We start from the raw sequence: 22,459 nt of genomic DNA, 5'->3' as shown, positions 1-22,459 counted from the left end.
AGGTGGATCAGGCGCGCTTGTCGATGGCGACGAAGTCGCGGTCTTCCGGACCGATGTAGTTGGCGCTCGGACGGATGATCTTGCCGTCGATGCGCTGCTCGACGATGTGCGCGCTCCAGCCGGCGGTGCGGGCGATCACGAACAGCGGAGTGAACATCGCGGTCGGCACGCCCATCATGTGGTAGCTGACGGCGCTGAACCAGTCCAGGTTCGGGAACATCTTCTTGATGTCCCACATCACCGATTCCAGACGCTCGGCGATGTCGTACATCTTCATGCTGGACTGCTCTTCGGACAGCTCGCGGGCCACGTCCTTGATCACCTTGTTGCGCGGATCGGAGACGGTGTAGACCGGGTGGCCGAAACCGATCACCACTTCCTTGCGCTCGACGCGGGCCTTGATGTCTTCCTCGGCCTCATCGGGGGTGTCGTAACGCTTCTGCACTTCGAATGCCACTTCGTTGGCACCGCCGTGCTTCGGACCGCGCAGGGCACCGATGCCACCGCAGATCGCGCTGTACATGTCGCTGCCGGTACCGGCGATGACGCGGCAGGTGAAGGTCGAGGCGTTGAACTCGTGTTCGGCGTACAGGATCAGCGAGGTGTGCATCGCCTTCACCCACGATTCCTGCGGCTTCTCGCCGTGCAGCAGGTGCAGGAAGTGGCCACCGATCGAGTCATCGTCGGTTTCCACGTCGATGGCGCGGCCGTTGTGGCTCCAGTGGTACCAGTACAGCAGCATCGAACCGAGGCAGGCCATCAGCTTGTCGGCGATGTCACGCGCGCCCGGATGGTTGTGGTCATCCTTCTCCGGCGCCACGCAGCCGAGCACGGACACGCCGGTGCGCATCACGTCCATCGGGTGTGCCGACGGCGGCAGCTCTTCCAGCGCCGCCTTCACCGCAGCCGGAATGCCGCGCAGCGACTTCAGCTTGGCCTTGTACGAAACCAGCTCGGCGCGGGTCGGCAGCTTGCCGTGCACCAGCAGGTAGGCGATTTCCTCGAACTCGCTGGTGTTGGCCAGATCCAGGATGTCGTAGCCACGGTAGTGCAGGTCGTTGCCACTACGGCCCACGCTGCACAGCGCGGTGTTGCCGGCAGCGGTGCCGGACAGGGCCACGGACTTCTTCGGCTTGAAGGTCGGGGTTGCAGTCGTATCGTTCATGTTTTCCCTCCGAAAACTGATGGTGCAGGGTACTGCTTATTTCTTGGCGGCGAACAGTGCATCGAGCTGCTGCTCGAAGGCGTGGTAGCCGATGCGGTCGTAGAGTTCTTCGCGAGTCTGCATGGTCTCCACCACATTGCGCTGATGACCATCGCGGCGCACCGACTGGTAGACGTTCTCGGCGGCCTTGTTGGCTGCGCGGAAGGCCGACAGCGGGAACAGCTGGATGGCAACGCCGGCCGACGCCAGTTCATCGCGGCTGAACAGCGGGGTGGCACCGAATTCGGTGATGTTGGCCAGCACCGGCACCTTCACCGCGTCGACGAAGCGGCGGTAGGTGTCCAGGTCGTAGGCGGCCTCGGCGAAGATGCCGTCGGCACCGGCCTCGACACAGGCAATGGCGCGCTCGATGGCCTTGTCCACGCCGTCCACCTGGATGGCGTCGGTACGCGCGATCAGGAAGAAGTCCGGATCGGTCTTGGCATCGGCGGCAGCCTTCACGCGGTCGACCATTTCACCCTGCGAGACGATTTCCTTGCCCGGACGGTGACCGCAGCGCTTGGCGCCAACCTGGTCTTCGATGTGGCAGGCGGCCGCGCCGGCCTTGATCAGCGACTTCACGGTGCGCGCGATGTTGAACGCGCTCGGGCCGAAGCCGGTATCGATGTCGACCATCAACGGCAGGTCGCAGACATCGGTGATGCGGCGCACGTCCACCAGCACGTCTTCCAGGGTGTTGATGCCCAGGTCCGGCAGGCCCAGCGAGCCCGCGGCAACACCGCCGCCGGACAGGTAGATGGCGCGGAAGCCGGCGCGCTTGGCCAGCAGGGCGTGGTTGGCGTTGATCGCGCCGATCACCTGCAGCGGCGATTCGGCAGCCAGCGCCTCACGGAAGCGGGCACCGGCGGAGAAAGGAGTGGAAGCGGTCATGCGGCAATCCAGGTTGAAGTACAGGATAGAGAGCGCAAACACCATGCCAAGCTGCAAGCCGTTGATTTCACGGGAATGACGCCCACGCAACAGTGAAACATATGAAACATTGAAACAGATGTATCATGAAACACCCCGCCCACCTCCTGCCGCCATGTACCTACCCCGCTCGCCCCTGCGCCACACCGATGCCGACCCCGGTCGCCCGGTGATCTGGACCGTCAGCGTCTCGCGGCTGACCGGACTGCTCGGCGACGTCATTCCCGAATTCGACCGCCGCGCACGCATCGAGCAGATCAACCTCGGATTCGAGGAAGCGGTGGACGTGATCGGCCAGCGCCTGCGCCGCGAGCATTGCGATGTGGTGATTGCCGGCGGCTCCAACGCGGCCTGGCTGCGCGGCCGGCTGGAGCTGCCGCTGGTGCCGATCCAGGCCAACGGCTTCGACCTGATGGAAGCGCTGGCGCGTGCGCGGCGCATCGCCAGCCGCATCGGCCTGGTCACCCACGCCAGTGACGTACCGGTGTTCAGCAACTTCCAGCAGAGTTTCGGCCTGGATATCGAGCATCGCCGTTTCGTCACCCGCGAGGACGCGCGCGACTGCATTGCCGACCTGCGCGCCAACGGCATCGAGGTGATCGTCGGCACCGGCATGGCCATCGACCACGCCGAACAGGCCGGCCTGCCCGGCGTGCTGCTGTATTCGGCCGACTCGGTGCGGCAGGCATTCGAACATGCGCTGGAATTGACCCAGACGCTGGCCCGCTCCAGTGGCAACCGATCCGCCCCACGCCGGCGCCCGGCAGCGCGTGCGGACACGCATGAACTACTCGGCGACAGCGATGCGATGGCACAGGTACGCGCACAGATCGCACTCTATGCACCGCACGACAGCACCGTGCTGGTCAGCGGCGAAACCGGCACCGGCAAGGAACTGGTGGCACGCCAGCTGCACGCCGCCAGCGGTCGTCGTGGGCGCTTCGTCGCGCTGAACTGTGGCGCCATCAGCGAATCGCTGCTGGAGGCGGAGCTGTTCGGCTACAGCGATGGCGCCTTCACCGGCGCACGTCGTGGCGGCCGTGTCGGCCTGGTCGAGGCCGCAGACGGCGGCACCCTGTTCCTGGATGAAATCGGCGAACTGCCGCTGCCGCTGCAGACCCGCCTGCTGCGCGTGCTGGAAGAGCGCGAAGTGCTGCGTGTGGGTGCTACCGAACCGACCCCGGTGGACCTGCGCGTGGTGGCCGCCACGCTGCAATCGCTGGAGCAGCGCGCTGCGGCCGGCAGCTTCCGCCGCGATCTGTACTACCGGCTGGCCGCACTGCGAATCGCCCTGCCCGCGCTGCGCGCACGCCGCAGTGACATCCCGCTGCTGGCGCAGCATTTCTTCCGCCAGCTGCGTGGTATCGACGGGCCTCTGGATGAGGATGCACTGGCGGTACTGGCCGCCGCAGGTTGGCCAGGCAACGTGCGCGAACTGCGCAATCTGGTGGATCGCCTGCGCATCCACTGGCAGCCGGCTGAAGGGCTGATTGATGCTCCGCGACTGCTGCAGCTGGCACCCGAGCTGGTGCATGAGGGCGCCGCTGCGCTACCGGTGGAAAGCAACGGCAAGCGCCCGCCGCGTGCACAGCTGGAAGCGCTGCTGCAGGAACATCGCAGCGATCGCGAGGGTATGGCACAGGCGCTGGGCGTATCACGCACCACACTGTGGCGCTGGCTGCGCGCGGAGGGATTGTAACCACTCGTTGCCTGGTGGGTGCGAACCTTGGTTCGCACCGCTTTTCCCAAGCACCCCATCCACGCATGGCGTGGATCTACTGGAGCGCCCAGGCGCTACAGCACGCTCGTCGGCCGGGCGCAGAAGAAGGTGCAATCAGCGTGCCCAGCGCGCTTCGATGGCGAACCGTCCACTCCCCACTGCGGCAATCCACAACAGCAGCACACCCAGCGGCACTTCGCTGAGATAGAAGAACCAGCTCAGCCAATCCGGCACGCTCAGCCCGGCAGGAATGCGCGCGATGCCATCAGTCAATGCAGCCACCGCGCAGATACCTGCCAGCAGCAACGCCGAGGGCCGGCTGAGCACGCCCAGCACCAGCAGGCCGCCCGCAATCCATTCAATGCCGCCGAGCACCGGCGCACTGAACACCGGGAACGGGATCCCCGCATCGACCAACGTATGCACCATGCGCTCGCGCCCCGCATCGGTGAACACCTTGTTCCAGCCGGACACGCAGAACATCACGCCGGCGACAATGCGGGCAAGCAGGAGCAGGAGTGCTTCCACGCCGTGACGCGGCGGCAACGCAAACAGGCAACGCCAGGAGGGCATGGCAACTCCGGAAGTAGAGGACATTCGTTGGAGTGTGCCGGTTGCTGGCCTGCCCGCAGATGAAGCGGATGGGTCTGAGTGCAACAATCCGCCCTTGGTAGACTCGAGCCATGCTCGGCTGCCTTGCGCGCCAGAGCAACAGCAGCCGAGCATGGCTCGACTCTACAACAGCCGCCCGTCGGCCAGCAGCAGCTCGATTTCCTCTACCTGCACCACCGGCACCTGCCACGGGTGATGCGGCGCGATGCCCTGTTCGAAGATGCGCTGCAGCCGCTGCGCGTCGCGTGGCAGGCAGAATTCCAGGCGCACGCTGGCGACCACTTCGGTGCGACCCGCCTCACCCTGTGCGGGCGACGCACACACGCGCGGGCGGAACTGCTCGAACCCCGGCGCCGACCACCACATACCGTGTTCGTAGTCGCCGGCCGCCAGCGCGTCCACCGCCAGGATGCCCTGCTTCACCGCATCCAGTGCTACCGATGGCACGAACACCACCACGCGGTACAGCGGCAGGCGTTGCATCGGGCAGCCTTACGGGTACAGCAGGCGCTTGCTCCAGCGCCCTTCGGCACCGGCCTCATAGCGCCAGCGTTCGTGCAGGCGGAACTGCGCGCCGTACCAGAACTCGATGCGGTCGGGCACCACGCGCAGGCCGCTCCAGCCCTCCGGGCGCGGCACGTCCTTGCCCTCGAAGCGGGCTTCGACCTCGGCCACGCGCGCGTCGAATTCCTCGCGCGTCGCCAGCGTCTTCGACTGCTGCGAGGCCCACGCGCCGATCTGGCTCATGCGCGGGCGGCTGGCGAAATAGGCATCGGCTTCGGCATCGGCGACCTGCTCCACACGGCCTTCAATGCGCACCTGGATGCCGGCCTCGCGCAGGCTGCGCCACAGGAACAACAGCGCGGCCTGCGGATTGGCCTGCAGCTCCTGGCCCTTGTGGCTGTCCAGGTGGGTGTAGAAGACGAAGCCGCGCTCATCGAACGCCTTCAGCAGCACGGTGCGTGCCGAGGGACGGCCCTGCGTATCAGCGGTGGCCACGGTCATCGCGTTCGGCTCGACCTCGCGGCTCTGTTTGGCCTCTTCGAACAGGCCGGCAAACGTGGACAGGGCTTCGGCGTACAGGTCGCTCATGATTGCGTTCTTCTCACACGGATTGGGCTATTGTGGCTGCATGGCCGCTGCTGCGTATATGCCCCAGGTGAAAGGATTCCCCGAAACATTGGCCGAACAGGTGCTGGACGATGCACTGGGCAGCGGTGCAGCGGTTCCAGTATTGGCGATCAGCGGCCTGCAGGGGAGCGGCAAATCGACGCTGGCCACACAGGTGGTGGCGCGCGCCCAGTCACGCGGCCTGAATGCGGCCACGCTGTCGATTGATGATGTCTACCTGACCCGCGCACAGCGCCAGCGGCTGGCCCGCCAGGTGCACCCTCTGCTGATCACCCGCGGCCCGCCGGGCACCCATGATCTGCCGCTGGCCCACGCAGTGCTGGACGCCGTGGCCGCACGCCAGCCTTTCGCGATGCCGCGCTTCGACAAGCTGGCCGATGAACGCCTGCCCGAAGCGCAATGGCCGCAGCTGCAGCAACCGCTGGACCTGCTGGTCTTCGAAGGCTGGTTCCTGGGCACACCCGCGCAGGATGACGACGCGCTGGACAGCCCGTTGAACGCACTGGAACGCGAGGCCGACGCCGATGGCCGTTGGCGGCGCTGGTGCAACCAGGCGCTGGCTCGCGACTACCCGGCACTGTGGCAACGCTGCGACCGCCTGTGGTTCCTGCAGCCGCCGGATTTCTCGGTGGTACCGCGCTGGCGCTGGCAGCAGGAGCAGAACCTGCAGGCCGCGCAGCCGGGCCGGCACGGCATGAGCCGGCCACAGCTGGAGCGCTTCGTGCAGTACTACGAGCGGGTCAGCCGCCAGGCGCTGCGTGCCCTGCCCGCCCTGGCCGACCACGTGGTGGTGCTGGACGGCCAGCGCCAGGTGCAGGACGTGCGCTGAGCGCGCTTATTCCACCAGGAAGGTCACGCGCAGATTGACCCGCCACTCGGTGATCTCGCCACTGCCATTGGTGACCACCTTGGTCTCGTTCACCCAGGCGCCCTGGATGCCCTTGACCGTCTCGGAGACCTTCTTCAGCCCGCTGCGCACGGCGTCCTCCACGCTTTTCGGCGAGGAGGCGGTGATTTCGATGACCTTGGCGACCGTCATGGCCTGTACTCCGGCTGGCGCGGGAGACCCCGCAGGAAGGCCTACCCTGACGTGAAGAACGTAAAGGCCAGGGCACGGAGGTGTTAGCATCAGGGGGCATGAATCCTGCTCCGAACCTGATCCTGATCGGCCCGATGGGCGCCGGCAAAACCTGCATCGGCCGCCGCCTGGCCGAGCGCTTCACGCTGGACTTCGTCGATGTCGACCAGGCCATCGTCGATGCCGCCGGCGCCAGCATCCCGACCATCTTCGAGCACTCCGGCGAAGCGGGCTTCCGCAGCCATGAACGCGAGGCGCTTGCGCGCGTGCTGGAAGGCCGCGGCCAGCTGGTCTCCACCGGCGGCGGCGCGGTGCTGGATCCGGACAACCGTGCACTGATCGCCCGGCGCGGCTTCGTGGTCTACCTGCGGGTCAGCGTGGCCGCGCAGCTGGAACGCCTGGCCCGCGACAAGGGTCGGCCGTTGCTGCAGCGCCCGGACCGCGAGCAGGTGCTGCACGATCTGGCCGCACACCGCGACCCGCTGTACCGCGAACTGGCCGACCTCACCCTCGATACCGACCCATACACCGCTGCCGACGCGACCGCCCACCTGGTGGTCAAGCTGGCCACGCAATGGCAGCGCCAGGACCTGACCGCATGACCTCCCCCGCCCTGCTGCAGGTCGCCGTTGGCGGCGACCGCCCCTACTCCATCACCATCGGCGCCGGCGCCCAGGCCGATGGCGCCGCGCTGGCGTCGCACGTGCGCGGCCGCCACGTGCTGCTGCTCAGCGACAGCGAAGTGGCCCCGCGCTATCTGGCGTCGGTCAAGCAGACGCTGCTGGCTGCGCGGCCCGACCTGATCGTCGGCGAGCACGTTCTGGCCGCCGGCGAAGCCTCCAAGACCCTGGCCGAATTCGGCCGCGCGATCGAAGCACTGGCCGCGCTCGGCGCCACCCGCGATGCCTGTGTATTCGCCCTCGGCGGCGGCGTGGTCGGTGATCTCGCCGGCTTTGCCGCGGCCTGCTGGATGCGCGGCGTGGACTGCGTGCAACTGCCGACCACCCTGTTGGCGATGGTCGATTCGTCAGTGGGCGGCAAGACTGCGGTCGACATTCCGGCCGGCAAGAACCTGGTCGGCGCGTTCCATCCGCCGCGTGCGGTCATCGCCGATACCCGCGTGCTGGCCACCCTGCCGCCGCGCGAGCTGCGTGCTGGCCTGGCCGAAGTGGTGAAGTACGGCGCGCTGGGCGATGCCGTGTTCTTCGAATGGCTGCAGCAGCATGCCGATGCGCTGCTGGCCGGCGAAGACAACGTGCTTTCCGAAGCCATCGCGCGCAGCTGCCGGCACAAGGCCGCCATCGTCGAGCGCGATCCGTTCGAGAAGGGCGAGCGCGCCCTGCTCAACCTGGGCCACACCTTCGGCCATGCCATCGAGACCGAACAGGGCTATTCGGCCCCGGGCCGCGATGCGCTGAACCACGGCGAGGCCGTGGCGGTGGGCATGGTACTGGCCGCGCAGCTGTCCACCGACCTCGGCCTGGCCGACGATGCCGACCGCGCGCGCCTGCAGGCGCTGCTGGAACGGCTCGGCCTGCCGGTGGCGATCCCGGCCGGCTTGGACCCGCAGGCCCTGCTCGGCCGCATGCGGCTGGACAAGAAGAATGTGGCCGGCCGCCTGCGCCTGGTGCTGTGGCGTGGCATGGGCCGCGCTGAAGTGGTGCCGGACGTGGATGAAGCAGCGGTGCTGAAGGTGCTGTCGGTCCGGTAATGCCGGCCGCTGGCCGGCAATCCTGCCACGCAGCCTGGTAGTGCCGGCCGCTGGCCGGCAACTCCGGTAACGGCGAAGCCGGCCAGCGGCCGGCACTACCACGTTGCGGCCGGGGTCACCCTGGCCCCGCTACAATCGGCACCATGCACGTCTACCTGCAACATCCCGACGCCGGTGCGCAGGCACCGCGCTTCCTGCGCCTGAGCCTGCAGCCGGACCTCTTCGGCGGCTGGGAACTGCTGCGCGAGAGCGGCCGCGTCGGCAGCCGCTCGCAGCTGCGGCGCGAGTTGTTCCTGCAGGCCGACGAAGCCCGCCACGCCTTCGAGAAGGCCCGCGATGCCGAACTGCATCGTGGCTTCCAGATCCTTTCGCACGGCGACTGACGCCGCTGCCAACTTTCGTCCAAGGAATGCCCATCGTGACCAGCCCTCTCCGCAACGATCGCCTGCTGCGCGCCCTGCGCCGCGAACCGGTGGACTGCACCCCTGTCTGGCTGATGCGCCAGGCCGGCCGCTACCTGCCGGAATACCGCGCGACCCGGGCCAAGGCCGGCAGCTTCCTGGCCATGGCCAAGAATCCGGAGATCGCCTGCGAAGTCACCCTGCAGCCACTGCGCCGGTTCCCCTTGGACGCGGCCATTCTGTTCTCGGACATCCTCACCATTCCCGATGCGATGGGCCTGGAGCTGTACTTCGTCGAAGGCGAAGGCCCCAAGTTCCGCCACCCGGTACGAGATGAAGCGGCCATCGCCAAGCTGGCGGTGCCGGACATGGAACAGGACCTGGGCTACGTGATGGACGCGGTGCGCCTGATCCGCCGCGAGCTGGACGGCCAGGTACCGCTGATCGGCTTCTCCGGCAGCCCGTGGACGCTGGCCTGTTACATGGTGGAAGGCGGCGGCAGCAAGGACTTCGCGCGCATCAAGGCGATGGCACTGAACCATCCGCAGGCCCTGCACCGCCTGCTGGAGGTCACCACCGACGCGGTGATCGCCTACCTCGGCGCGCAGCGCGCGGCCGGTGCGCAGGCGCTGCAGGTGTTCGACACCTGGGGTGGCGTGCTGTCGCCGTCGATGTACCGCGAGTTCTCGCTGCGTTACCTGCAGCGGATTGCGCAGGGCCTGGAGCGCGGCGAAGGCAGCGAGCGCACGCCGCTGATCCTGTTCGGCAAGGGCACCGGCCTGCACCTGGAAGCGCTGTCGCAGACCGGCGCCGATGCGCTCGGCCTGGACTGGACGCTGGACCTGGACGAGGCGATGCGCCGCACCGGCGGCCGCGTCGCCCTGCAGGGCAACCTCGACCCGACCACCCTGTACGCCTCGCCGGATGCGATCGCCGCCGCTGCGGCACGCGTGCTCGACACCTATGCCGCCGGCAACGGTGGTTCGCGCGAGGGCCATGTGTTCAATCTCGGCCACGGCATGTCGCCGGACATGGACCCCGCGCATGTGCAGGTGCTGGTAGACGCGGTGCACGCGCACAGCCAGCGCTGAACACTGCGCATGCGGTTGCGGCGCGATGTTGATCGCGCCGTGACCCGCAGTGCGCGATCATGGCCTCCCCCACGTTGCACCGGCCGCACCCCATGTCCACATCGCCATCGACCTACAACCGCCAGCGCCCCCTGCTGTGGCTGGTTTCGTTGGCGATCTTCATGCAGATGCTGGACTCGACCATCGTCAACACGGCGTTGCCGGCGATGGCCGCCAGCCTGGGCGAAAGCCCGCTGCAGATGCAGTCGGTGGTGTTCAGCTACGCGCTGGCGGTGGCCACCTTCATCCCCGCCTCCGGCTGGATCGCCGACCGCTACGGCACCCGCCGTACCTTCCTGGTGGCGATCATCCTGTTCACCCTCGGCTCGCTGGCCTGCGCGCTGGCCCAGCACCTGCACCAGCTGGTCGGTGCGCGCGTGCTGCAGGGCATCGGCGGTGCCATGCTGCTGCCGGTCGGCCGGCTGGCGGTGATGCGTTCGGTGCCACGCGAGGATTTCCTGCGCGCGATGAGCTTCATCGCCATCCCGGCCCTGGTTGGTCCGCTGATCGGTCCCACGCTGGGCGGCTGGCTGGTGGAGATCGCCTCATGGCACTGGGTGTTCCTGATCAACCTGCCGATCGGCGTGATCGGTTTCATCGCCGCGATGAAGATCATGCCCGACCACTACGCCAGCCATCGCACCCGTTTCGACCTGCGTGGCTACATCATGCTGGCCTTCGCAATGGTGGTGCTGTCACTGGCGCTGGACGGCATCTCCGGGCTCGGTACGCCACATGCGCTGGTGATGCTGATGACCGTGGCCGGCCTGGCGGCGCTGGTGGGCTACTGGCTGCACGCCGCCAACTCCACCGCGCCCTTGTTCTCGCTGGCCCTGTTCCGTGTGCCCAGCTACCGCATCGGCATCCTCGGCAACCTGTTCTCGCGCATCGGCAGCAGCGCCATGCCGATGCTGATCCCGCTGCTGCTGCAGGTCGGCCTGGGCCTGGGCCCAATGAACGCCGGCCTGATGATGGTGCCGGTGGCGGCGGCCGGCATGGTGTCGAAGAAACTGGCGGTGAAGCTGGTCGAACGCTACGGCTACCGCCGCGTGCTGATGGTCAACACCGTGCTGGTGGGCCTGGCGATGGCCAGCTTCATCCTGATGACACCGGGCCAGCACCTGGCCTGGCGCCTGTTGCAGCTGGCGTTCTTCGGCGCGGTCAATTCACTGCAGTTCACCGTGATGAACACCGTGACCCTGCGCGATCTGGACCGTGAATTCGCCAGTTCCGGCAACAGCCTGCTGTCGATGGTGATGATGCTCGCCGCCGGTTTCGGTGCCGCGGCGGCCGGCAGTCTGCTGGCCGCGTTCGGCAGTCACCTGGACAGCAACAGCGCCACTGCGGCGCTGCATGCGACGTTCCTGTGCGTGGGCGCGATCACGCTGACCTCGACGATGATCTTCTGGCAGCTGCCCGATACCAAGCCCGAACCGCGGCAGGTCGAGCACGTCGCGGAGTGAAGGGGTTCGGCAGGGCCTGCGACCCTGCACCCGCTACACGCAACGGCAACAGCTGAAGCAACAGCCAAAGCAGAATTCCGTGGGATGGCGGGGTACTGTGGGTTTGCGGGGACGCCGTAAACCCGTCCATGAAGTGACCCCCGGGGCTTTGTCGCCGCTTGCTCGTGTGCGCTTTCCTGCGCACACGGCAAGACCGGGGTTGGGCGTCCTGCCCAACCCGCCCGAGGCATGCCTCGGGCCCATGCGGCTCACACCCCGCAAACCCACAGTGCCCCGCCTTCGACAGATTCCGGCGGCTGTTGGTAGGTGTCGACCTTGGTCGACACATCTGTCAGATATCGAATGAGTCATCCACGCATGGCGTGGATCTACTGTGTCGACCAAGGTCGACACCCACCAGGGCAATACGTCGTTCCAACAGATCGCGGCCAACTGTCGAAGGCGGGGTGGGTCCGGTTGCGGGAGTGTCCGCGGCATGGATGCCGCGGCCAAGCCCCCATGGACGGGTTTACGGCGTCTCCCGCAACCGGACCCACCCCGCCTACCCTCAGGAAACCAGCTTCTGCTGTTGCTGTTGCTGTTGCTCTGGATCGTAGCGGGTGCAGGGCGCAGCCCTGCCGAGCAACCCTATACTTGCCGCCGTGACTGCCTTCCCTGCCCTCGTTCCGCTGGATGCGCCGCTGCTGGTGGGCTACAGCGGTGGTGTCGACTCCACCGTGCTGCTGCACTGGCTGTGGCGCTGCGCGCAGGCCTCCGGCACTGCGCTGCGCGCGGTGCACGTGCATCACGGCCTGCAGCCCGATGCGGATGACTGGGTGCTGCACTGCCAGCAGCAATGCGACGCCTGGGGCATTGAACTGGCCGTGCACCGCGTGCAGGTCGAGAACGGCACAGGCCTGGGCACCGAGGGTGCCGCGCGACTGGCGCGGCGCGCCGCGTTCGCGGCCGAACTGCGCGACGGCGAAACGCTGGCGCTGGCACAGCACCAGGACGACCAGGCCGAGACTTTCCTGTTGCGCGCCCTGCGCGCTTCCGGCGTCGATGGCCTGGCGGCGATGTCCACGCACAGCCGCCTTGGCGAACACCCCTTGTGGCGGCCGCTGCTGGCGGTCCCGCGCAGTGCACTGCTCGATTACGCGCGCCACCATGCGCTGCACTGGATCGAAGACCCCAGCAATGGCGACGACCACGCCGATCGCAACTTCCTGCGTCTGCAGGTGCTGCCGTTGTTGCGCCAGCGCTGGCCGCATGCCGCTGCGGCGCTGGCGGGCAGCGCGATGCACTGCGGGCAGACCCGCGAACTGCTCGACGAGGAGGACGCCGAGCTGATCGCGCATCTGGAGGTGGCACCGCGCGTGCTGTCGCTGCAGCTGCTGCGCCAGGTCTCACCGGGGCGCGCCGCACGCGTGCTGCGTGCCTGGGTGGCCGGCCACGGTGCGGCGCCGCTGCCGGCCACGGTGCTGCAACAGGCACTGGACGAGCTGCTGCCCGCCGGCAACGATCGTCAGGCCCGTGTGAACTGGCACGATCACGCGATCCAGCAGTGGCGCGACCACGCCTACCTGCTGCCGGCCCAGCTACCTGCGCTTCCCCTCGAGTGGCAGGTCGAATGGGATGGATGCGCACCGCTGCCGCTGCCCGATGGCGGACAGCTGCGCCTGCAGGGCACCCCGGCCTTCGAACGCCCGCTGCAGGTCCGTGCACGCGTGGGCGGTGAGCGCATTCTGCTGCCCGGTCGCCAGCATTCGCACGCGTTGAAGGACTGCCTGCAACGCGAACACCTCGCCCCGTGGCGACGCGCGCAGCTGCCGCTGATCTTTGATGGCCCGCAGTTGCTGGCCGCCGCCGATGTGGTCATCGCCGCACCGCTGCGGGCCTGGCTGCAGGCGCATGGCGCACAGTTGCAGTGGCGCCCGGGCGGCTGGTGAATTGACCCCCGCGCGCGGCCCGTCCACACTTGCCACATGGCCAAGAAGTCCCCCGAAAACGCCTCCCCGGTTGCCCAGTTCGAGCAGTCGCTCGAATCGCTGGAACAGCTGGTGGAGCAGATGGAAACCGGCGAGCTGAGCCTGGAAGCCTCGCTCAGTGCTTACGAACGTGGCGTCGGTCTGTATCGCCAGTGCCAGCAGGCGCTGGAGCAGGCCGAACTGCGCGTGCGCCTGCTCAGCGATCCGGCACAGCCGGAAGCCTCCGAGCCCTTCGATCCGCCCAGCCATGACGGCTGAGGTTCTGTTCGCGCGCTGGCGCGACCGTATCGAAAGCCAGCTCGACGCCGCTCTGCCCTCGCCTGCCGAAGCACCGCAGCGCCTGCACCAGGCCATGCGCTATTCGGTGCTGGGCGGTGGCAAGCGCATGCGCCCGCTGCTGGTCTACGCCAGTGGCCACCTGTTCGGTGCGCAGCCGGAAAGCCTGGATGCGGCGGCCATGTCGGTCGAACTCATCCACGCCTACTCGCTGGTGCATGACGACCTGCCGGCGATGGATGACGACGCGCTGCGCCGTGGCAAGCCGACCACCCACATCGCCTTCGACGAAGCTACCGCGATCCTCGCCGGCGACGCGCTGCAGACCCGTGCCTTTGGCCTGCTCGCCGATGCGCCGCTGCCGGCCACGCTGCGCGTGGCCTGCCTGCAGACCCTGGCCCACGCCTCCGGCGCGTCCGGCATGTGCGGCGGCCAGGCGCTGGATATCGACGCCACCGGCCAGCAGCAGACGCTGGCAGCATTGACCCGCATGCATGCGCTGAAGACCGGTGCACTGATCCGCGCGGCGGTACGCATGGGTGCGCTTTGCGGGCAGGCCCACGAACCGCAGCTGGCCCAGCTGGACAGCTTCGCCGATGCACTCGGCCTGGCCTTCCAGGTCCGCGACGACATCCTCGATGTCGAGGCCAGTTCCGAGCAGCTGGGCAAGACCGCCGGCAAGGACCAGGCGCAGGACAAGAGCACCTTCCCGGCCCTGCTTGGCATGGACGGCGCAAAGGCCCAGCTGCACGAGCTCGCAGCGCGCATGCAGTCGATCCTGGCCGGATACGGCGAAGAGGCCGATGCACTGCGTGCGCTGGCGACGCTGGCGGTCGAACGCGATCATTGATCGCTGCTCGCTCGCCGGGCACCGCCCGCCGCTCCCCGCACATGAAAACGCCCGGCAATGCCGGGCGTTTTCAGTTCCACATGCGGCCGGTCTTACTTGATCAGGCGCAGGGTGAACGGGTAGCGGTAGGCTTCGCCGTTGTTGGCCTTCACAGCAGCAATGATGCAGAACACCAGGTTGATGACGCCGACGATCGGGGCCAGGATGCCGCCGATGATCACGATCATCAGGATGATGCTGATGACCATCGCGATGGTCACGGTGATCTGGAAGTTCAGGGCTTCCTTGGCCTGGTCGGTCACGAAGGCCTTGCCAGCATCGTCCTTGTTGATCAGCCAGATGATCAGCGCGCCGATGAAGCCGGTGAAGATGCCCAGCAGGTGGGCAGCCAGGGCCATGGTGCGCTGGTCGGCCGGCACGTCGGTGGTGGCCGGCGGCGGCGGGACGTTATCGAATTCGCTCACGACAAAACTCCTTTTCATTGGGTGGTCTTGACCCACCAGCACCAAGCTGGTTGCGTCAGGCGGGCATAGCTTACGCCATCGACGCCATCAATCATTACCGGCGATGGTCATCCGCCCCAGCAGGATCGAACCGGTCCGGATGTGCGAGCGCGGGTCGACGTCGCTGCCGACCGCCTCGATGCTGCTGAACATCTCGCGCAGGTTGCCGGCGATGGTGATGCCATCCACCGGGTACTGGATCTCACCATTCTCGACGCGGAAGCCGCCGGCACCGCGCGAGTAGTCGCCGGTCACCCCGTTCACGCCCTGCCCCATCAGTTCGGTCACCAGCAGGCCATCGCCCATCTGCCGGGCGATTTCCTGCAGGGAGCCCGCGTTGGCGGCCAACTGCAGGTTGTGCACGCCACCGGCATTGGCGGTGGTCTGCAGGCCCAGCTTGCGTGCCGAGTAGCTGCCCAGCACATAGCGCTGCAGCACACCGTCGCGGACCAGGGCCGAAGCACGGGTGGCCACGCCGTCACCGTCGAAGGCGGCCGAGCGCAGGCCACGGCGCAGGTGGGGCAGTTCCTCGATCTGCATCCAGTCCGGGAACAGCTGCTGGCCAACGCTGTCCAGCAGGAAGCTGGCCTGGCGGTACAGGGCACCGCCGGACACCGCCGACAGCAGGTGGCCGACCAGGCTGCGCGCCACTTCCGGGGCGAACAGCACCGGCATGCTGCCGGTGGCCATCGAACGAGGCTGCAGGCGGGCGACGGTGCGCTCGGCAGCACGACGACCGACCAGGCCCACCTCTTCCAGATCCTCGCGGGCCAGCGCGCTGGTGTACCAGCCATCGCGCTGCATGCCATCGCCCTGGCCGGCGATCAGCGCACAGCCCACCGAATGATGGGTGCCGCGCTCACGGCCGAAAAAGCCATGCGAGTTGGCGTACACCGACAGGCTCTGCATGCTCGACACCGAGGCGCCGTCGGAATTGCGGATCTGCGCATCGGCCTCACGACCTGCGTTCTCGCAGGCCAGGGCCAGGTCCACCGCCTCGTCGGCCTGCAGCGCCCAGGGATGCCAGGCATCCAGGTCCGGGAAATCGGTGGCCATCAGCGTGGCCTCAGCCAGGCCGGCGGCCGGGTCGTCCTCGGTATGCCGGGCGATCGCACAGGCCTGCTCGACCGTGGCGGCAAGGCTGGCCTCGTTCAGGTCGCCGGTGCTGGCGCTGCCCTTGCGTTGGCCGAAATAGACGGTGACGGCGATACCGCGGTCACGGGTGGACTGCACGGTCTCAACTTCGCCAAGGCGGACATTGACCTCCAGGCCACGGTCCTCGCTGCAGCTGACCTCGGCCTGGCTGGCGCCCAGCGCACGGGCACGGTCGAGCAGCTGCTGGGAGAGGTCGGCCAGCCGTTCCAGCCGGGCCGGGCTGTCGTCGCCGACAGCGACTTCAGGGGCGATCACGTTCAATGCTTTATCCTGTACGGGTTGGGCCCGGCATCACGCCGGGCGACTTTTTTTGAGATCAGGTAGGAACGATGCGCGGACGCGACGAAGAAACCGGTGAATTCCACGACAAGAGCCGCAGCCAGAACCGGCGCGACGCGCTCGACGTGCTGGCCCTGGGCGAGAAGCTGGTGTCGTTGACCCCGGCCCAGCTGGCACGCCTGCCGATCCCGGAAGACCTGCTGCCGCATATCGCCGAGTGCAAGCGCATCACCGCCCACATCGCCCACAAGCGCCAGCTGGCGTTTCTGGCCAAGCACATGCGCCGCGAAGATGACGCCACGCTGGATGCGATCCGCGATGCGCTGGACGCCAACAGCGAAACCGGCCGCCGTGAAGTGGCGATGATGCACCGCGCCGAAGACTGGCGCGACCGCCTGCTGGCCGAGGGTGACAAGGCGCTGGCTGCACTGCTGGACGACTACCCGCAGGCCGACCGCCAGCAGCTGCGCACGCTGGTGCGCAATGCGCAGGCCGAAAAGGCCAAGAACAAGCCGCCGCGCGCCTACCGCGAAATCTTCCAGGTGCTGCGTGCCCTGATGCTGCCGGCCGCGCTGGGCCTGAAGGCCAGCGCCGAAGACGCCGACCCCGTCGAGAGCGACGAAGCCGACGAGGACTGAGTCCGCGCCGGCCGGGGCGGTGGCGCTGGCCATCGCCCGGCTCAGGCCTGGGTACCGCCGACGGTGATGCCCTCGATCAGCAGCGAGGGCTGGCCAACACCCACGGGCACGCTCTGCCCGTCCTTGCCACAGATGCCCACGCCCTCGTCCAGGGCCAGATCGTTGCCGACCATGCGTACCTTCTGCATGGTTTCCGGACCGTTGCCGATCAGCGTCGCACCCTTCACCGGCGTGGTGATGCGGCCATCCTCGATGAGGTAGGCCTCGGTGGCCGAGAACACGTACTTGCCGCTGGTGATGTCGACCTGGCCGCCGCCGAAGTTGACCGCGTACAGGCCCTTCTTCACCGAACGGATCATTTCCTGCGGGTCATGCTGGCCGGCGCGCATGTAGGTGTTGGTCATGCGCGGCATGGTCAGGTGCGCGAACGATTCGCGGCGGCCGTTGCCGGTCGGCGCCATGCCCATCAGCCGTGCGTTGAGGCTGTCCTGCATGTAGCCGACCAGGATGCCGTCCTCGATCAGGGTGGTGCACTGGCTCGGGTGGCCCTCATCGTCGATGTTCAACGAACCACGACGGCCGTCGAGCGTACCGTCGTCGACGATGGTCACGCCCGGCGCCGCGACGCGCTCACCGATGCGGCCGGCATAGACACTGGTGCCCTTGCGGTTGAAGTCGCCTTCCAGACCATGGCCGACCGCTTCGTGCAGCAGCACGCCGGGCCAGCCCGGACCGAGCACCACCGGCATCACCCCGGCCGGTGCCGGAACGGCATCCAGGTTCACCAGCGCCTGGCGCAGCGCCTCGCGGGCAAAGGCCTCGGGGCGGCCGTCGGCGAACAGTTCCTCATACCCATAGCGGCCACCACCGCCGGCATAGCCGGACTCGCGGCGACCGTTGTGCTCGACGATCACCTGCACGTTCAGGCGCACCAGCGGGCGCACGTCAGCGCCCAGCACACCGTCGCTGCGGGCGATCAGCACCGTATCGACGCCGCCGGACAGGCTCACCATCACCTGCTTCACGCGCGGGTCGGCGGCGCGCAGGTAGCCATCCAGGCGCTTGAGCACCTCGACCTTGGCCTCGTTGCCGATGCCATCGATCGGGTCCAGCGCCGGGTACAACGCGCGCGCGTTGCCGCGCAGCAGCGATCGCCCGGACTGGGCGCCACCTTCACGCGAGATCGCGCGCGCCGACTGCGCCGCCACCCGCAGCGCATCGGCATGGATGTCATCGGAGTAGGCGAAACCGGTCTTCTCGCCGGAAATCGCCCGCACGCCCACGCCCTGCTCGATGGAATGGGCACCGTCCTTGACGATGCCGTCTTCCACGCTCCAGCTCTCGCGGCGGGCGTGCTGGAAATAGAGGTCGCCGAAGTCCACACCGGGGCCGAGCAGCTGGCCGAAGGTGCGCTCCAGGCCAGCGGTATCCAGGCCGCCGGGGCGCAGCAGGCGGTCTTGGGCAAGCGTCAGGGCGATATCAGTCATGGTTCTCGATCTGGGGATGCGGGGGCGCTCAGGCAAGCCCCGTGAACAGGAAAGCCGCGCTCAACGCGAGCGCGGCAGGCCGGTGACGGTCGGCGGGATGGCCGGCGCCGGTGCCGGCGCGGGTGGCGGAGCCTTGTCGCGGCTGCGCTCGATCACTTCCACCTTCGGTTCCTTCCATGGACCGGTCACCTTGTAGGTACGGGCGCCAATCTCGCCCAATGGTTTGGACAATACCGCATTGGTGGCCGCGCCCAGCGCCGCCCCCACCGGGCCACCGGCCACCGCCCCCACTACGGTCAGCAGATTGCCGGCGCGCGGGTTGACGTCGATGGTCTGGTCGAACTGCTGGTTGCGCAGGTCGGCCTGGCCGCGGATGGTGATGTTGGCTGCCGGGCCTTCGATCAGCACCTTGTCGGTGCGCGCCATGCCCTGGCCGAACTGCATGCTGCCGTCGATCTGGTTGAACGCGAAGCCCTTGGAGAAGAAGTCGCGGAAGTCGAACATCAGGCGCCGCGGCAGCTGGGTCACGCTGAGCAGGCCCAGCACGCGGCCAGCGCCCGGCTCCAGCTCCAGCAGCTGGCCATTGCGTGCATGCAGGTCCAGGCGGCCCTGCAGGTTGCCCAGCTGGAAGTCCGACGGCCCCCCGCTCCACGTGGCCTGCAGCTGCGCCTGGCCGGAACCGCCACGCAGCTGGCCGCCGTAGTCGAGGTTCTGCATCAGTCCGCCCAGGTCCTCGCTGCGCACCTGTGCGGTCAGCTCGGTGCGGGCACCACCGGTGCGGCCCAGCCAGCGACCGCTGATGTCGATTTCCTGGTCGGGCGCACGGAAGCGCAGCTCGTCCACGTTCAGGCCATTGGCCAGTGGCCGCGTACGCAGCACCGCCTGGCCCAGCACCACCTTGCCGAACTTCAGGTCGGCGATGTCCAGCGCGAACGGCGGCAGCTTGGCCGGGTCCATGTCGTTGGCGCCGGCCTGTACCCGTGCCGGTGCGGCCGGTGCACCCGGAGCCGCCGGCAGTGACTGCCAGTGCACGCGGTCGAGCTGGCCACTGATGGTGCCGCCGTCTGCATTGGGGACGGTCAGGCGCCCGGCCAGCGACGGGCCGTCCAAGCGTACATTCAGTGCCTGCGGGCCCGGCTGCAACTGCAACCGGGTCTGTTCGAAGACGCCGCCAATCAGCATCAGCTTACCGACCTGCACATCCACCGCACGCAGCGGCATCGTGTCATCGTCACCGCCCCCACGCGCCAGGCTGATCCACTCCAGCGCATCCAGGGTCGGACTGCGACCGTTGACGGTCAGCCCGCTCGGCGGCGGCTCGCGATCGACATGGTCGCTGCCCAGCGTCACCTGCACACCCGTCTGGTTGTTGTGGCTGCGTGCTGCCAGGGCCAGACGCTGGCCGAAGGCCACATCGATACGGCCGGCGCCCATTGGCAGCTGTGCGGCCACCGTGGTCGCCAACGGCTCCCCGGCAGGTTTATCCAGCGGTGCCGGCAGGTCCAGACGGGTGCCGACCAGATCCGAGCTCAGCCGTAGTTCGCTGGGAGGCGCCGGTGCACCGGGCGCGACCTTCGGCAGGTTCACCGCGATGGTCCACGGCGAGGTGCCGGCGATGTAGGGCTTCAGCCAGGCCATCTCCGGTGCACGGTCGATCAGCACGCCCGCATCAAGCGTGGCCGACAGCTGCGATTCAAAAGCCAGTTTGCTGTCATGCACGTAGCCACCGGCACGCAGGCTCAGGCGGCCGTCCTGGCCGAGGTGGCGCACCGTCAGTTCCTCGGCGCCGAAACCGCCATTGCTGTAGCGCGCCTGCCCGTGCATGTTGTCAAAGGTGAGCTGGAAGCGCTTGTCGACCAGCTTCACGCCGGCCAGATCGACCGTCCCCTGCAGATGGCCGCCACCTTCATCGTGGTGCAGCGGCTGCAGCAGATCGAAGGTCACATGCGCCGGGCCCGCAGCGGTGAGGTTGTCCAGGGTGTCGCCATAATCCTTGTGCAGCGGGCTCTGCCGCAGCATGGCCAGCAGCCTGCCGGCCTCGCTCTGCGCATCGGCACGCACGTACAGCGGCTGCTGCCCGAAGTCCTGGATGCCCGCCTCGAATTTCTGCACCGCCACGCCGGCCAGATCGCCGCGACCGTGCATGTCGAAGCCGGGGCCGATGAAGGCGATATCGGCGTCGACCTGGCGCATCAACGGCCAGTCGTGCTGGAAGCGGATGTCACCATTGGTGATATGGCCGGTGGCCTCGAAGCGGCCATCGTTGTTGTCGAACGGCCAATCGTCCAGGTCGCCACTGACCAGGCCGATGCCATTGCGCACCTGGCCGCCGGCCAGCGCCATGTCCAGCCAGTCGGTGGCCCCCTTGCTCATCTTGGAGTGGATCCAGAAGCGCTTGGCCGCGGTCATCGGCACGTCGTCCAGCTTGGCCGCCAGCTGCAGCCACGGCCGCGTACCGTCGCCCTGGAACCAGACGCCACCGCGCACGTCTGCCGCATAGTCGGTGCCTTCCACGCGCATCGCCGCCGTGCCGATGCGCCAGCCACCGCCTTCATCGCGCCAGCCCACCACCTGGCCCGCCAGGTGCAGATCGTGGCGCACGCCGAAGCCGGTCGGCCAATCGAACTGCAGCTGGCGTTGCGGCTGCAGCTGCAGGCTGAAGCCATCCGCGTCGCCTTCGAAGCGTCCGCCCAGGCCACGCAGGCCGGGCGAATTGCCCACGCTGGCGAAGCCCAGCGACTGCAGTTCGCCCTGTGCCCACAACGGGCCATCGCGTTCGCCCGCCAGCTGCAACTCGCGCACGTCCAACTGCGGCCTGGACAGGAACAGCCAGCGACGCAGGCCCGGTTCAAGACGATCGCTCAGGGCCAGCGCACGCAGCGCGATGCCGGCCTGCACTTCACCGGAACGGACCCGCAGCTGCTTGCCGAGCTGCAACTGCAGGCCATCGAGCTGCTGCTCGCCGTCTTCGGTTTTCAGGCGCAGGCGCGGCACCTGCAATGCCCAGCCATCGGCCTGGCGCTGCCAGCGCAGGCGTGCCTGCAACCGCTGCAGCTGCAGCTGCGGAGCCGCCATCGCGGGCATCGGTGCGCCATCGATGCGGACATCACGCAGGTCCGAATCGGTGGTCACCGCCACCGGTGCGAAATCGCGCAGGGTCAGCCACAGGTTGAGTTCGCCCTTGCCTTCGCGCAGGCGCACACCGCCGGCCGCCAGCAGCGGCGACCAGGCATGAAAATCGACCGGATCGGCGCCCAGCCAGGCCTGGCCATTGCCGCGCACGCGGTCCACGTCCAGCACCGCCGTCAACGGCAGCGCTTCGCTCTGGGCCCAGGCGCGCACACCGACACGCAGGCGGTCGCCGTTGACCCGCAGGCGCACGTCGATGCGTGGCAGCGTGGTATCGATCCCCAACCCCGGCGCATGCACGCCCAGGCGGCCTCCGATCACCTGCAGTTCGCCCAGCCGGCGCAGCGCATCCAGCGGGTCCCCGCCATTGGCGGCCTGCGGCAGGCCGCGCACCGACCAGCGACCGTCCTCGCCCTGCTGCAGGTCGAGCGCCAGGCCACGCAGGCGCAGCTCGGTCAGCGACCGGCCAGGCAACAGGCCGCTGTACATCGATACCAGCACCTCGGCCTCGCCGATCGCCAGGCCTTGGCCGGCGCCGATGCGCAGGCCCTTGAGCTGCAGCAGCGGACCACGCCGGGTCCAGGCGGTCTGCAGCTGGTCGAAACGCACCGGCTGGCCAGCGCGTTCGCTCAGCCAGGCAGCAATCTTCTCGGGATGGCGCTCAGCCAGCGGCAGCAGCTGGCTGAGGGTGCCCACCAGCAGTGCAAGCCCGACCAGGCCCACCGCGCAGGCGGCAATGAAATGACGGCGGATCCTTCGCAGTCGCAGGCGCGGCGGCGCGCTCATCGGCCACCG

Annotated in this window: 21 protein-coding genes; 11 read left to right on the top strand and 10 right to left on the bottom strand. The window is 68.1% G+C overall.

Annotation, left to right across the window (positions count from 1 at the left end):
- Window positions 1–7: 7 nt before the first annotated feature.
- Complete coding sequence (prpC, locus tag EKL94_RS05975; protein WP_126928380.1) at window positions 8–1,165, bottom strand: bifunctional 2-methylcitrate synthase/citrate synthase; 1,158 nt, start codon at window positions 1,163–1,165, stop codon at window positions 8–10.
- Window positions 1,166–1,201: 36 nt separating this feature from the next.
- Window positions 1,202–2,095 (bottom strand): methylisocitrate lyase, encoded by an 894-nt coding sequence (gene prpB, locus EKL94_RS05970; RefSeq protein ID WP_126928379.1) that lies wholly within the window; start codon window positions 2,093–2,095, stop codon window positions 1,202–1,204.
- Between the two features lie 154 nt (window positions 2,096–2,249).
- On the opposite strand from prpB, the gene prpR reads away from it, so the two are divergent.
- On the top strand, window positions 2,250–3,833 hold the full coding sequence (gene prpR, locus EKL94_RS05965) for a propionate catabolism operon regulatory protein PrpR (protein WP_126928378.1): 1,584 nt from the start codon (window positions 2,250–2,252) through the stop codon (window positions 3,831–3,833).
- Window positions 3,834–3,968: 135 nt separating this feature from the next.
- On the opposite strand, the gene EKL94_RS05960 is transcribed toward prpR, so the two are convergent.
- The 3 genes from EKL94_RS05960 to pdxH form a co-directional block, all read right to left on the bottom strand.
- A complete protein-coding gene (locus EKL94_RS05960; protein ID WP_126928377.1) occupies window positions 3,969–4,427 on the bottom strand; it encodes a DoxX family protein in 459 nt (152 codons plus the stop codon).
- A 162-nt stretch (window positions 4,428–4,589) separates the two neighbouring features.
- On the bottom strand, window positions 4,590–4,949 hold the full coding sequence (locus EKL94_RS05955; protein ID WP_126928376.1) for a YqfO family protein: 360 nt from the start codon (window positions 4,947–4,949) through the stop codon (window positions 4,590–4,592).
- 9 nt (window positions 4,950–4,958) lie between these two features.
- Complete coding sequence (gene pdxH, locus EKL94_RS05950) at window positions 4,959–5,558, bottom strand: pyridoxamine 5'-phosphate oxidase (RefSeq protein WP_126928375.1); 600 nt, start codon at window positions 5,556–5,558, stop codon at window positions 4,959–4,961.
- Between the two features lie 40 nt (window positions 5,559–5,598).
- On the opposite strand from pdxH, the gene EKL94_RS05945 reads away from it, so the two are divergent.
- A complete protein-coding gene (locus EKL94_RS05945; RefSeq protein ID WP_126928374.1) occupies window positions 5,599–6,426 on the top strand; it encodes a kinase in 828 nt (275 codons plus the stop codon).
- A 6-nt stretch (window positions 6,427–6,432) separates the two neighbouring features.
- On the opposite strand, the gene EKL94_RS05940 is transcribed toward EKL94_RS05945, so the two are convergent.
- Window positions 6,433–6,636: a dodecin family protein gene (locus tag EKL94_RS05940; RefSeq protein WP_005410663.1), complete on the bottom strand. Its 204-nt coding sequence runs from the start codon at window positions 6,634–6,636 to the stop codon at window positions 6,433–6,435.
- Window positions 6,637–6,734: 98 nt separating this feature from the next.
- On the opposite strand from EKL94_RS05940, the gene EKL94_RS05935 reads away from it, so the two are divergent.
- The 8 genes from EKL94_RS05935 to EKL94_RS05890 all read left to right on the top strand — a co-directional run bounded on the left by EKL94_RS05935 (window position 6,735) and on the right by EKL94_RS05890 (window position 14,473).
- On the top strand, window positions 6,735–7,277 hold the full coding sequence (locus EKL94_RS05935) for a shikimate kinase (protein WP_126928373.1): 543 nt from the start codon (window positions 6,735–6,737) through the stop codon (window positions 7,275–7,277).
- Window positions 7,274–8,386 carry a 3-dehydroquinate synthase gene (gene aroB / locus EKL94_RS05930; RefSeq protein ID WP_126928372.1) on the top strand — a complete coding sequence of 371 codons (1,113 nt, stop codon included), beginning with the start codon at window positions 7,274–7,276 and terminating at the stop codon, window positions 8,384–8,386. Before EKL94_RS05935 ends, aroB begins: the two co-directional genes overlap by 4 nt.
- Window positions 8,387–8,529: 143 nt before the next feature.
- Entirely contained in the window at window positions 8,530–8,769 is a 240-nt protein-coding gene (locus EKL94_RS05925) for a WGR domain-containing protein (RefSeq protein ID WP_032127800.1), read from the top strand.
- Between the two features lie 26 nt (window positions 8,770–8,795).
- Window positions 8,796–9,878, top strand: coding sequence for a uroporphyrinogen decarboxylase (hemE, locus tag EKL94_RS05920; protein ID WP_099555303.1), 1,083 nt, complete (start codon window positions 8,796–8,798; stop codon window positions 9,876–9,878).
- Between the two features lie 92 nt (window positions 9,879–9,970).
- Entirely contained in the window at window positions 9,971–11,380 is a 1,410-nt protein-coding gene (gene mdtD / locus EKL94_RS05915) for a multidrug transporter subunit MdtD (protein WP_126928371.1), read from the top strand.
- Between the two features lie 641 nt (window positions 11,381–12,021).
- A complete protein-coding gene (gene tilS / locus EKL94_RS05900; RefSeq protein WP_185829997.1) occupies window positions 12,022–13,308 on the top strand; it encodes a tRNA lysidine(34) synthetase TilS in 1,287 nt (428 codons plus the stop codon).
- 36 nt (window positions 13,309–13,344) lie between these two features.
- On the top strand, window positions 13,345–13,605 hold the full coding sequence (locus EKL94_RS05895; RefSeq protein ID WP_005410522.1) for an exodeoxyribonuclease VII small subunit: 261 nt from the start codon (window positions 13,345–13,347) through the stop codon (window positions 13,603–13,605).
- Window positions 13,595–14,473 (top strand): polyprenyl synthetase family protein, encoded by an 879-nt coding sequence (locus tag EKL94_RS05890; protein WP_005410523.1) that lies wholly within the window; start codon window positions 13,595–13,597, stop codon window positions 14,471–14,473. Before EKL94_RS05895 ends, EKL94_RS05890 begins: the two co-directional genes overlap by 11 nt.
- A 92-nt stretch (window positions 14,474–14,565) precedes the next feature.
- Here the strand turns inward: EKL94_RS05890 and EKL94_RS05885 are convergent, their stop codons facing one another.
- Window positions 14,566–14,937 (bottom strand): DUF4870 domain-containing protein, encoded by a 372-nt coding sequence (locus tag EKL94_RS05885; protein ID WP_097049815.1) that lies wholly within the window; start codon window positions 14,935–14,937, stop codon window positions 14,566–14,568.
- A gap of 87 nt (window positions 14,938–15,024) precedes the next feature.
- Window positions 15,025–16,392 carry a metalloprotease PmbA gene (pmbA, locus tag EKL94_RS05880; protein WP_126928367.1) on the bottom strand — a complete coding sequence of 456 codons (1,368 nt, stop codon included), beginning with the start codon at window positions 16,390–16,392 and terminating at the stop codon, window positions 15,025–15,027.
- A 68-nt stretch (window positions 16,393–16,460) separates the two neighbouring features.
- On the opposite strand from pmbA, the gene yjgA reads away from it, so the two are divergent.
- Complete coding sequence (gene yjgA / locus EKL94_RS05875) at window positions 16,461–17,048, top strand: ribosome biogenesis factor YjgA (RefSeq protein ID WP_126928366.1); 588 nt, start codon at window positions 16,461–16,463, stop codon at window positions 17,046–17,048.
- Between the two features lie 41 nt (window positions 17,049–17,089).
- On the opposite strand, the gene tldD is transcribed toward yjgA, so the two are convergent.
- Entirely contained in the window at window positions 17,090–18,535 is a 1,446-nt protein-coding gene (gene tldD / locus EKL94_RS05870) for a metalloprotease TldD (protein ID WP_126928365.1), read from the bottom strand.
- Between the two features lie 60 nt (window positions 18,536–18,595).
- A complete protein-coding gene (locus tag EKL94_RS05865; protein ID WP_126928364.1) occupies window positions 18,596–22,450 on the bottom strand; it encodes a YhdP family protein in 3,855 nt (1,284 codons plus the stop codon).
- Window positions 22,451–22,459: the final 9 nt, after the last annotated feature.

This window comes from Stenotrophomonas maltophilia (genome assembly GCF_003970865.1).
GTDB lineage: Bacteria > Pseudomonadota > Gammaproteobacteria > Xanthomonadales > Xanthomonadaceae > Stenotrophomonas > Stenotrophomonas maltophilia_AR.
The sequence above is the reverse complement of the archived record's forward strand: the minus strand, read 5'-3'. Positions and strand labels throughout refer to the sequence as shown.

What these genes read in the sequence shown, in the direction of transcription:
- prpC (WP_126928380.1), bottom strand. Translation starts at nt 1,165, where the DNA reads ATGAACGATACGACTGCAACCCCGACCTTCAAGCCGAAGAAGTCCGTG.
- prpB (WP_126928379.1), bottom strand. Translation starts at nt 2,095, where the DNA reads ATGACCGCTTCCACTCCTTTCTCCGCCGGTGCCCGCTTCCGTGAGGCG.
- prpR (WP_126928378.1), top strand. Translation starts at nt 2,250, where the DNA reads ATGTACCTACCCCGCTCGCCCCTGCGCCACACCGATGCCGACCCCGGT.
- EKL94_RS05960 (WP_126928377.1), bottom strand. Translation starts at nt 4,427, where the DNA reads ATGCCCTCCTGGCGTTGCCTGTTTGCGTTGCCGCCGCGTCACGGCGTG.
- EKL94_RS05955 (WP_126928376.1), bottom strand. Translation starts at nt 4,949, where the DNA reads ATGCAACGCCTGCCGCTGTACCGCGTGGTGGTGTTCGTGCCATCGGTA.
- pdxH (WP_126928375.1), bottom strand. Translation starts at nt 5,558, where the DNA reads ATGAGCGACCTGTACGCCGAAGCCCTGTCCACGTTTGCCGGCCTGTTC.
- EKL94_RS05945 (WP_126928374.1), top strand. Translation starts at nt 5,599, where the DNA reads ATGGCCGCTGCTGCGTATATGCCCCAGGTGAAAGGATTCCCCGAAACA.
- EKL94_RS05940 (WP_005410663.1), bottom strand. Translation starts at nt 6,636, where the DNA reads ATGACGGTCGCCAAGGTCATCGAAATCACCGCCTCCTCGCCGAAAAGC.
- EKL94_RS05935 (WP_126928373.1), top strand. Translation starts at nt 6,735, where the DNA reads ATGAATCCTGCTCCGAACCTGATCCTGATCGGCCCGATGGGCGCCGGC.
- aroB (WP_126928372.1), top strand. Translation starts at nt 7,274, where the DNA reads ATGACCTCCCCCGCCCTGCTGCAGGTCGCCGTTGGCGGCGACCGCCCC.
- EKL94_RS05925 (WP_032127800.1), top strand. Translation starts at nt 8,530, where the DNA reads ATGCACGTCTACCTGCAACATCCCGACGCCGGTGCGCAGGCACCGCGC.
- hemE (WP_099555303.1), top strand. Translation starts at nt 8,796, where the DNA reads ATGCCCATCGTGACCAGCCCTCTCCGCAACGATCGCCTGCTGCGCGCC.
- mdtD (WP_126928371.1), top strand. Translation starts at nt 9,971, where the DNA reads ATGTCCACATCGCCATCGACCTACAACCGCCAGCGCCCCCTGCTGTGG.
- EKL94_RS05895 (WP_005410522.1), top strand. Translation starts at nt 13,345, where the DNA reads ATGGCCAAGAAGTCCCCCGAAAACGCCTCCCCGGTTGCCCAGTTCGAG.
- EKL94_RS05890 (WP_005410523.1), top strand. Translation starts at nt 13,595, where the DNA reads ATGACGGCTGAGGTTCTGTTCGCGCGCTGGCGCGACCGTATCGAAAGC.
- yjgA (WP_126928366.1), top strand. Translation starts at nt 16,461, where the DNA reads ATGCGCGGACGCGACGAAGAAACCGGTGAATTCCACGACAAGAGCCGC.
- tldD (WP_126928365.1), bottom strand. Translation starts at nt 18,535, where the DNA reads ATGACTGATATCGCCCTGACGCTTGCCCAAGACCGCCTGCTGCGCCCC.
- EKL94_RS05865 (WP_126928364.1), bottom strand. Translation starts at nt 22,450, where the DNA reads ATGAGCGCGCCGCCGCGCCTGCGACTGCGAAGGATCCGCCGTCATTTC.